Origin of the sequence: Amycolatopsis sp. NPDC059027, from assembly GCF_042739735.1 — a bacterium.
In the GTDB taxonomy this organism is placed as follows: domain Bacteria; phylum Actinomycetota; class Actinomycetes; order Mycobacteriales; family Pseudonocardiaceae; genus Amycolatopsis.
Window position 1 is genome coordinate 187550 of sequence record NZ_JBHYIK010000003.1, and the last position, 6836, is coordinate 194385.

Annotated in this window: 8 protein-coding genes; 5 read left to right on the forward strand and 3 right to left on the reverse strand. The window is 68.5% G+C overall.

Going from position 1 to position 6836, the window contains the following annotated elements; genetic code table 11:
* Positions 1-276: 276 nt before the first annotated feature.
* From pstS to ACFWY9_RS03370, 3 genes are all read right to left on the reverse strand, one after another.
* Complete coding sequence (gene pstS / locus ACFWY9_RS03360; protein WP_378326961.1) at positions 277-1404, reverse strand: phosphate ABC transporter substrate-binding protein PstS; 1128 nt, start codon at positions 1402-1404, stop codon at positions 277-279.
* 225 nt (positions 1405-1629) lie between these two features.
* Positions 1630-2526 (reverse strand): mycothiol synthase, encoded by an 897-nt coding sequence (mshD, locus tag ACFWY9_RS03365; RefSeq protein ID WP_378338032.1) that lies wholly within the window; start codon positions 2524-2526, stop codon positions 1630-1632.
* Positions 2527-2563: 37 nt separating this feature from the next.
* On the reverse strand, positions 2564-3319 hold the full coding sequence (locus ACFWY9_RS03370; protein ID WP_378326963.1) for a winged-helix domain-containing protein: 756 nt from the start codon (positions 3317-3319) through the stop codon (positions 2564-2566).
* Positions 3320-3484: 165 nt separating this feature from the next.
* Between ACFWY9_RS03370 and ACFWY9_RS03375 the strand changes: the two genes are divergently transcribed.
* The 5 genes from ACFWY9_RS03375 (at position 3485) to ACFWY9_RS03395 (ending at position 6719) form a co-directional block, all read left to right on the forward strand.
* On the forward strand, positions 3485-4387 hold the full coding sequence (locus ACFWY9_RS03375; protein ID WP_378326964.1) for a DUF2993 domain-containing protein: 903 nt from the start codon (positions 3485-3487) through the stop codon (positions 4385-4387).
* A gap of 3 nt (positions 4388-4390) precedes the next feature.
* Entirely contained in the window at positions 4391-4822 is a 432-nt protein-coding gene (locus tag ACFWY9_RS03380) for a TlpA family protein disulfide reductase (RefSeq protein WP_378338033.1), read from the forward strand.
* Positions 4823-5092: 270 nt separating this feature from the next.
* Positions 5093-5527, forward strand: coding sequence for a DUF4395 domain-containing protein (locus tag ACFWY9_RS03385; RefSeq protein WP_378326966.1), 435 nt, complete (start codon positions 5093-5095; stop codon positions 5525-5527).
* Between the two features lie 47 nt (positions 5528-5574).
* Positions 5575-6411: a sulfurtransferase gene (locus ACFWY9_RS03390; protein WP_378326967.1), complete on the forward strand. Its 837-nt coding sequence runs from the start codon at positions 5575-5577 to the stop codon at positions 6409-6411.
* A complete protein-coding gene (locus tag ACFWY9_RS03395; RefSeq protein ID WP_378326968.1) occupies positions 6411-6719 on the forward strand; it encodes a DUF1416 domain-containing protein in 309 nt (102 codons plus the stop codon). The genes ACFWY9_RS03390 and ACFWY9_RS03395 overlap by 1 nt, the downstream gene beginning before the upstream one ends.
* Positions 6720-6836: the final 117 nt, after the last annotated feature.

The following is a 6836-nucleotide window of genomic DNA, read 5'->3' on the forward strand; positions in this document are numbered from 1 at the left end:
GGATCTAGGGCGGGGGGGGGTTTTATCACCTAATCGGGTACATCGGGTGGGGGTGGGTGGCAGCAGTACCCCCCAGCGGCTAAACGGGTGGGCGTTCGCGTCGAAGACGAGTCACTCATCGACTGTTTTACCAATCCGACCGAAAGTAGGCGGACACGGTCCGCAGCCGACTGGCTCGTAGATACCCATTTCCGCCGTGGCTGCGGTCGGATTGGTAACGAACGGCACGGTAGTCCAGCCTGTGTCTAGTAGTCACACCGGGCACGGCGGCCGTGATCAGGCGATCGCCTTGGCGGCGGTAAGCACCTTGTCCTGCAGGCTCTGCGGGATCGGCACGTAGCCCTTCTCCGACAGCGGCTTCTGCCCGTCGGTGGCCGACACGGTCAGGAACGCCTTGACGGCCTTCGCGACGTTGGCGTCCGCGTACTTCGAGCAGACGATCTCGTAGGTGGTCAGCAGCAGCGGGTAGGCACCCGGGGTGTTGCTGGCGTAGATCGCGTTCAGGTCGAGCGCGAGGTCGTTGCTGCCCTCCTTGAGGAACTTGGCGGCGTCCAGCGACTTCGCCACGTTCGCCGCGTTCAGCTCGACGCCGCCGGAGCCGCTGTCGATCAGGGCCGGGGTGAGCCCGTCCTTGGCGAACGCGCCCTCGACGTAGGTGATGGCGCCGTCGCCTGCCTTGACCGCGGTGGCGACACCGTTCGAGCCCTGCGCCCCGTTGCCGACGCCGCCCTTGAAGGTCTTGCCGGCGCCCTGCTTCCAGACGTCCTTGGCGGCCGCGCCGAGGTACTTCTGGAAGTTGTCGGTGGTGCCCGACTCCTCGGAGCGGGAAACGACCTGGATAGGCTTGTCCGGCAGGTTCAGGCTCTCGTTGCCCTTGATGGCCTTGATGGCCGGGTCGTTCCAGTTCTTGATGCCACCGTTGAAGATCTTGGCGATGACCGTCGGGGTCAGGGTCAGCTTGTCGACGCCCTTGAGGTTGTAGGCGACCGCGACCGGCCCGACCACGAGCGGGATGTTCCACGCCTCGCCACCGCAACGCTTCTGCGCGGCCTCGGCGTCGGCGCCGGTGACCGGGGAGTCCGAACCACCGAAGTCGACCTGGTTGGCGTTGAACTGCTTGACACCGGCGCCCGAGCCGCTGGCGGTGTAGTTGACCTGCTGGCCGGAGCACTTCTTGCCGTACTGCTGCTTGAAGATCTCGACGGCCTTGTCCTGCGCCGTCGAGCCCTCACCGGACAGCGGGCTCTTCCCGCCGCAGTCGACCTGGGCGGTTCCGGTGGCGGCAGGCGCCGAAGCCGAGTTCGAGCCGCTCTTGTTCGCCGCGGGGTCGGAACCACACGCGGTGAGCACGAGAGCGGCGCTCGCCACGATGCCGATCGCACCCAGGGGCCGCATGATCTTCACTGCATTTCCTCCACTAGGAGTCTTGCGGAACCGGCGGGCCGGTGCGCCCGCGCCGGATCCGGACATTAGGCAGCCCCGGTGGACAGGCGGTCCTTTCCAGGTGAACGAAAAGTGAACAACGCCGCCGATGTGAGCAGTGCTACTAGTCCGTGTGAGTGCCGTGTCACAGCCGTGACCTGGGCGTCCGCTCTTCGTAATGGATTAATCGCAAAGCGTTCTTGCTGTTCACAGTCCGTACTGGACGTCGGTCTCGAAGCGCGTGAACCCGAGCTTCGTGTAGACCGCGAGCGCCGGGGCGTTGTCACCCTCGACGTACAAGATCACCTGACGCAGTCCGCGCGCCGCGAGGTACCGCAGTCCGGCCAGCGTGAGTGCCTTCCCGAGCCCGCCGCCCTGCGCCCCAGGATCGACGCCGACGACGTACACCTCGCCGACCGGCTCGCCGCCGAAGCGGCCCGGCACCGGCTCGTGCACCTTCGTCCAATGGAAGCCGATGATCTCGGCGGCTTCGTTCTCGGCGAGGAAGAAGCCGTCCGCGTCGAACCACGGCTGTTTCTCCTCGGCACGGACCTCGTCGGCGGTGAGCGCGCCCTGCTCGGGGTGCCAGTCGAAGGCGCGGGCGTTGACCGCGACCAGCGCATCCTCGTCGTCGCCGGGGACGAACGTCCGCAGCTTGACGCCGTCGCGGAGCGTCGGCTCGGGCCAGTCGGCCTTCACGACGTCGGCGTGCAGGATGAGCAGCTCGCGGGTCCGCCCGAGTCCCAGCCGCTCGGCGATCTTCGCTGCGCCGGGGTGGTCACCGTGGGCCCACACGCGGAAGCCCTCGGCGGCGTGCTTCTTGACCTCTTGCGCCAGCGCGAGGCCGTAACCATGGCGGCGATGCGCGGGATGGACGATCAGCTCGGCGACCTGACGACCGTGCGCATCGCCGTCGGTGTCGAGGTGGACGTACCCGACGGGCATGCCGTCGATGCGGGCGAGCAGGTGTTCCCCGCCCTCGAACTCCCGCGGCAGCGATCCATCCGCGGAGACCTCGGGCCGCCCGTCGGCCTCCTTCGCCGCCAGCAGGATCTCCCGCACCGCGGCGTCGTCCCGCTCTTCACTCCACCCAGACAGCTCCATGGCTCCCACTGAACTCTCGCCGAAATGCCGTCCCCGGCTAGTGGGTGGAGAGGTCGGCGGGGAGGGGCACCTCGGGCGCGGGGGCCGGAGCCGGGGCGGGCTTCGGCGTCACGCTTTTGGCGGGCCGCTCGAACTTGTAGCCCACGTTGCGCACGGTGCCGATCATCTGCTCGTGCTCGGGGCCGAGCTTGGCGCGCAGCCGCCGGACGTGGACGTCGACCGTGCGGGTGCCACCGAAGAAGTCGTAACCCCAGACCTCCTGCAGCAGCTGCGCGCGGGTGAACACCCGGCCGGCGTGCTGCGCGAGGTACTTGAGCAGCTCGAACTCCTTGTAGGTCAGCTCGAGCGTCCGGCGACGCAGGCGCGCGGTGTAGGTCGCCTCGTCGATGACGAGGTCGCCGACGCGCAGTTCGGCCTCGACCTGGCCGCTGTTGCCGTCGCGCGTGGTCACCAGCCGCAGCCGGGCGTCGACCTCGGCCGGGCCCGCGGTGGGCAGGAGGATGTCGTCGGTCCGCCATTCCGCGCTGACCGCGACCAGCCCGCCCTCGCCGACGACGGCGATGATCGGGGTGGTGGCCTCGTCCTCACCGGCGCCCTTCAGCAGTCTGCACAGGCTCTTCGCCGAGGCCAGGTCGCTGCGCGCGTCGAGAAGGATGACGTCGCGATGGCCCGCGTCGAGCAGGGCCGTCACCTCGGGGGCGCGGACGCGTACGGTGTGGGGAAGCAGGTCCAGCGCGGGCAGCACCGCGGTGGCGTCGGCCTCCGCGGTGAGTACCAGAAGGTCCAGGCTCATGAGCCGCACCGCCTTCACAAATCGTCGCCTCGAACGTGGCTTCGGTCGGTGCTGAGTGAGAATAGCGGGTGAACGGCCGGAACACCTCCCCTTGCTGGATCGATCACACCTGCTCAAAGACGGGGACGGGGCCACGAGCCCGGACAACAGAGGAGAACGGACGCGATGGTGAACAGGCCCACGACGGCCCCCGGACGCCCTGCCCCACGCCCGGACAACGGGCGCCGCGGACGGCGGATCCGGCGGTGGGTCATCGCACTCGGGATCCTGATACTCCTGCTGGTCGGCGCCGATTTCGGGGCCGCGGCGTTCGCCGAGCACACGATCTCGCAGAAGGCCCGCGCACAGCTCAGCCTGACCGACGACCCGTCGGTGTCCATCCACGGTTTCCCGTTCCTCACGCAGGCGCTCTCCGGTGACTACAGTCACATCACCCTGTCGGCCGCCGGGCTGCCGGTCGGCGACAAACTGCGCGACGTCGCCGTCAACGCCGACCTGAAGAACGTGACGGCGCCGCTGTCGGACCTCACGTCAGGCAACACCAAGTCGATCAAGATCGGCGACCTGACCGCGGCGGTCACCATCAAGGCCGCCGACCTCGCGCGTAACGCCCCGCTGGACAAGGTCGAAAACCTGCGCATCGAGCAGTCCACCGAGGACTACGTCCGCAACGGCGGTGAATCGGGCAAGAGCACGACGCCGACCACCACCACGACGACACCGACCGACAGCGAGAGCCAGGACAGCCCGACCGCGGGCGTGCGCCTGTCGGGCAACGTCCAGATCGCCGGCCAGAAGGTCGAGATCTTCTGCTTCGCGATGATCGAACTGCACGGCAAGGAGATCAGCATCGTCCCGACCCGGCTGCAGTTCGGGAATGACAAGGAGACGACGATCGTTCCGGCTGCTGTGCAGAAGGCACTGCTGCCGAACTTCCGTGCGTCGATCAGCACGGCGAGCCTGCCGCTGTCGGTCACGCCGACCTCCGTCCGGGTCGACAGCGGATCGGTGACGATCAAGGGCAAGGCGAACGACGTCTCGTTCGCGCAGCTGTCCGCGAAGGAGTGAGCGATGGCCGGGTTGTGGGTGCTGCTGGGCACGCTGGTCGTAGCCGCCGCTGTGGGCCTTGGCCTGCGCGCGCGCAACGGCCGGGTCCGCGCACCCCGCCCGGCCGAAACGCGGCCGCTGCCCGAGGCCGTGACCAAGGTGCTCGACCCGGCGGCGGCCGTGACGCTGGTGCAGATCTCGACGACGTTCTGCGCGCCCTGCCGCCACACCCGCGTGCTGCTGTCCTCGCTCGCCGAGAAGACCGGCGGCCTCACCCACGTCGACCTCGACGTCACCGACCAGCCGGAGGTGGCGCAGGCACTGTCCGTCCTGCGCACCCCGACGACGCTCGCGATGACCCCGGACGGCCGTGAACTCCTGCGGGTCGGCGGCGTCCCGCGCGGCGAGGAACTGCTCGACGCCCTGCGCCCCCACCTGGGCGCGACCACTCCGTAGGACGCCTCGGTCTCAATATCCGGGAGTCGTCCCACGGTATGAACGGTGTTCCCACTCTGAGGGAGCACTGGGTACCCTCGCACCCGTGAACAGGCTGCCCACCCCGCTCTTGACGCAACGCCGCGCAGTGGATCTGTGCCGCGTGCGCAGCAGCCTGTGTCCGCGTTTCGCCGGTATGGGCTGACGCACGACCCCGTGCTGGGCCTGCCGGAACACCGCTGAAGCCGTGCCGTCCGCACGCAATTCCGCCTCGCCAAGCAGGAGGATCCCATGTCCGCCGGACCGGCTGTCGACCCGCGGGGACCGCGGTTCGCCGCCATCCTGACCACGATCGTGCTCGCCGTCGTGCTCGTCACCCAGTGGTGGCCGCTGCTCGCGCTGCAGACGATCGTGTTCGCGATCGGCGCGTTCATCGGGCTCAAACCCGCGCCGTACTCGATCCTCTACCGCGCACTCGTCGCCCCGCGCCTCGGCCCGGCGACCGAACGGGAGGACGCGGCGCCGCTGCGCTTCGCCCAGGCCGTCGGCTTCGTGTTCGCACTGGTCGGCACGATCGGCTTCGCGACCGGCGTCGACCTGCTCGGCATCATCGCGACGGCGTTCGCGTTGTTCGCCGCGTTCCTCAACGCCGCGTTCAACTTCTGCCTCGGCTGCGAGATGTACCTGCTCATCAAGCGTTTCACCCCCGCCGCCCGCGCGTCGTAGAAACTCCCGCCCCAGCCCGTACGAAACCCAGAAAGAGAGTCAGCTCCATGAGCCGTGAAGACGTCCTGGTCACCACCCAGTGGGCCGAGGAGAACCTGGACACCCCCGGCGTCGTGTTCGTCGAGGTCGACGAGGACACCACCGCCTACGACGCGGGGCACATCCGCGGCGCGGTGAAGTTCGACTGGCGCAAGGACCTCCAGGACGGGGTGCGCCGCGACTTCGTCGACAAGGCGGGCTTCGAGAAGCTCCTGTCCGAGAAGGGCATCTCGAACGACGACCGCGTGATCCTCTACGGCGGCAACAACAACTGGTTCGCCGCGTACGCGTACTGGTACTTCAAGCTGTACGGGCACGAGAACGTCCAGCTGCTGGACGGCGGGCGCAAGAAGTGGGAGCTCGACGGGCGCGAGCTGAACTCCGACGACGTCAAGCGCGAGCCGACCTCGTACAAGGCCAAGGACCAGGACCTGTCGCTGCGTGCGTTCCGCGACGAGGTCGTCCAGTCCATCGGCTCGAAGAACTTCGTCGACGTGCGTTCGCCCGACGAGTACTCCGGCAAGCTGCTCGCACCGGCGCACCTGCCGCAGGAGCAGTCCCAGGTCCCCGGCCACATCCCCGGCGCGCTGAACGTGCCGTGGGCGAAGGTCGCCAACGAGGACGGCACCTTCAAGACCGAGGAAGAGATCAAGGAGCTGTACGCCGACGAGGGTCTCGACCCCGCGAAGGAGACCATCGCGTACTGCCGGATCGGCGAGCGCTCGTCGATCGCCTGGTTCGCCCTCCGCGAGCTGCTGGGCTACCAGGGCGTGAAGAACTACGACGGTTCGTGGACGGAATACGGCTCGCTGGTGGGCGTGCCGGTCGAGTTGGGAGCGAAGTAATGGCAGATGACGGTTGCGGCGCCCCGGCCCAGGTGGCCACGCCCGCTGACTTCGACACGAACGGCCAGGTCGTCCTCGCCGGCAAGGTGACCGGGGCTTCCGGTCCCGTCGGCGGCGCGTTCGTCCGGCTGCTGGACGGTGGCGGCGACTTCACCGGCGAGGTGGTTTCCTCCGCCGACGGTGACTTCCGCTTCTACGCCGCGCCGGGCGACTGGACCGTCCGCGCGCTGCACCGGACCGGCAACGGCGAGGCCTCGGTGACCGCCGAGGGCCCCGGCCTGCACCAGCTCGCGATCTCGGTCGGCTGAAGCTGCTGAAGGGGGGGGTGTGGATGTGGTGTCATGGTCGGAAGAGAGACAACAGCTCGGCAAATTTGTATTTCTATCACCACAGCGGTGGGGGGTGGGTGGGCGCGAGCGGCGGCG

Excerpts from the sequence above, each read along its gene's own strand:
- mshD (WP_378338032.1), bottom strand. The coding sequence starts at position 2,526 with ATGGAGCTGTCTGGGTGGAGTGAAGAGCGGGACGACGCCGCGGTGCGG.
- ACFWY9_RS03370 (WP_378326963.1), bottom strand. The coding sequence starts at position 3,319 with ATGAGCCTGGACCTTCTGGTACTCACCGCGGAGGCCGACGCCACCGCG.
- ACFWY9_RS03375 (WP_378326964.1), top strand. The coding sequence starts at position 3,485 with ATGGTGAACAGGCCCACGACGGCCCCCGGACGCCCTGCCCCACGCCCG.
- ACFWY9_RS03380 (WP_378338033.1), top strand. The coding sequence starts at position 4,391 with ATGGCCGGGTTGTGGGTGCTGCTGGGCACGCTGGTCGTAGCCGCCGCT.
- ACFWY9_RS03385 (WP_378326966.1), top strand. The coding sequence starts at position 5,093 with ATGTCCGCCGGACCGGCTGTCGACCCGCGGGGACCGCGGTTCGCCGCC.
- ACFWY9_RS03390 (WP_378326967.1), top strand. The coding sequence starts at position 5,575 with ATGAGCCGTGAAGACGTCCTGGTCACCACCCAGTGGGCCGAGGAGAAC.
- ACFWY9_RS03395 (WP_378326968.1), top strand. The coding sequence starts at position 6,411 with ATGGCAGATGACGGTTGCGGCGCCCCGGCCCAGGTGGCCACGCCCGCT.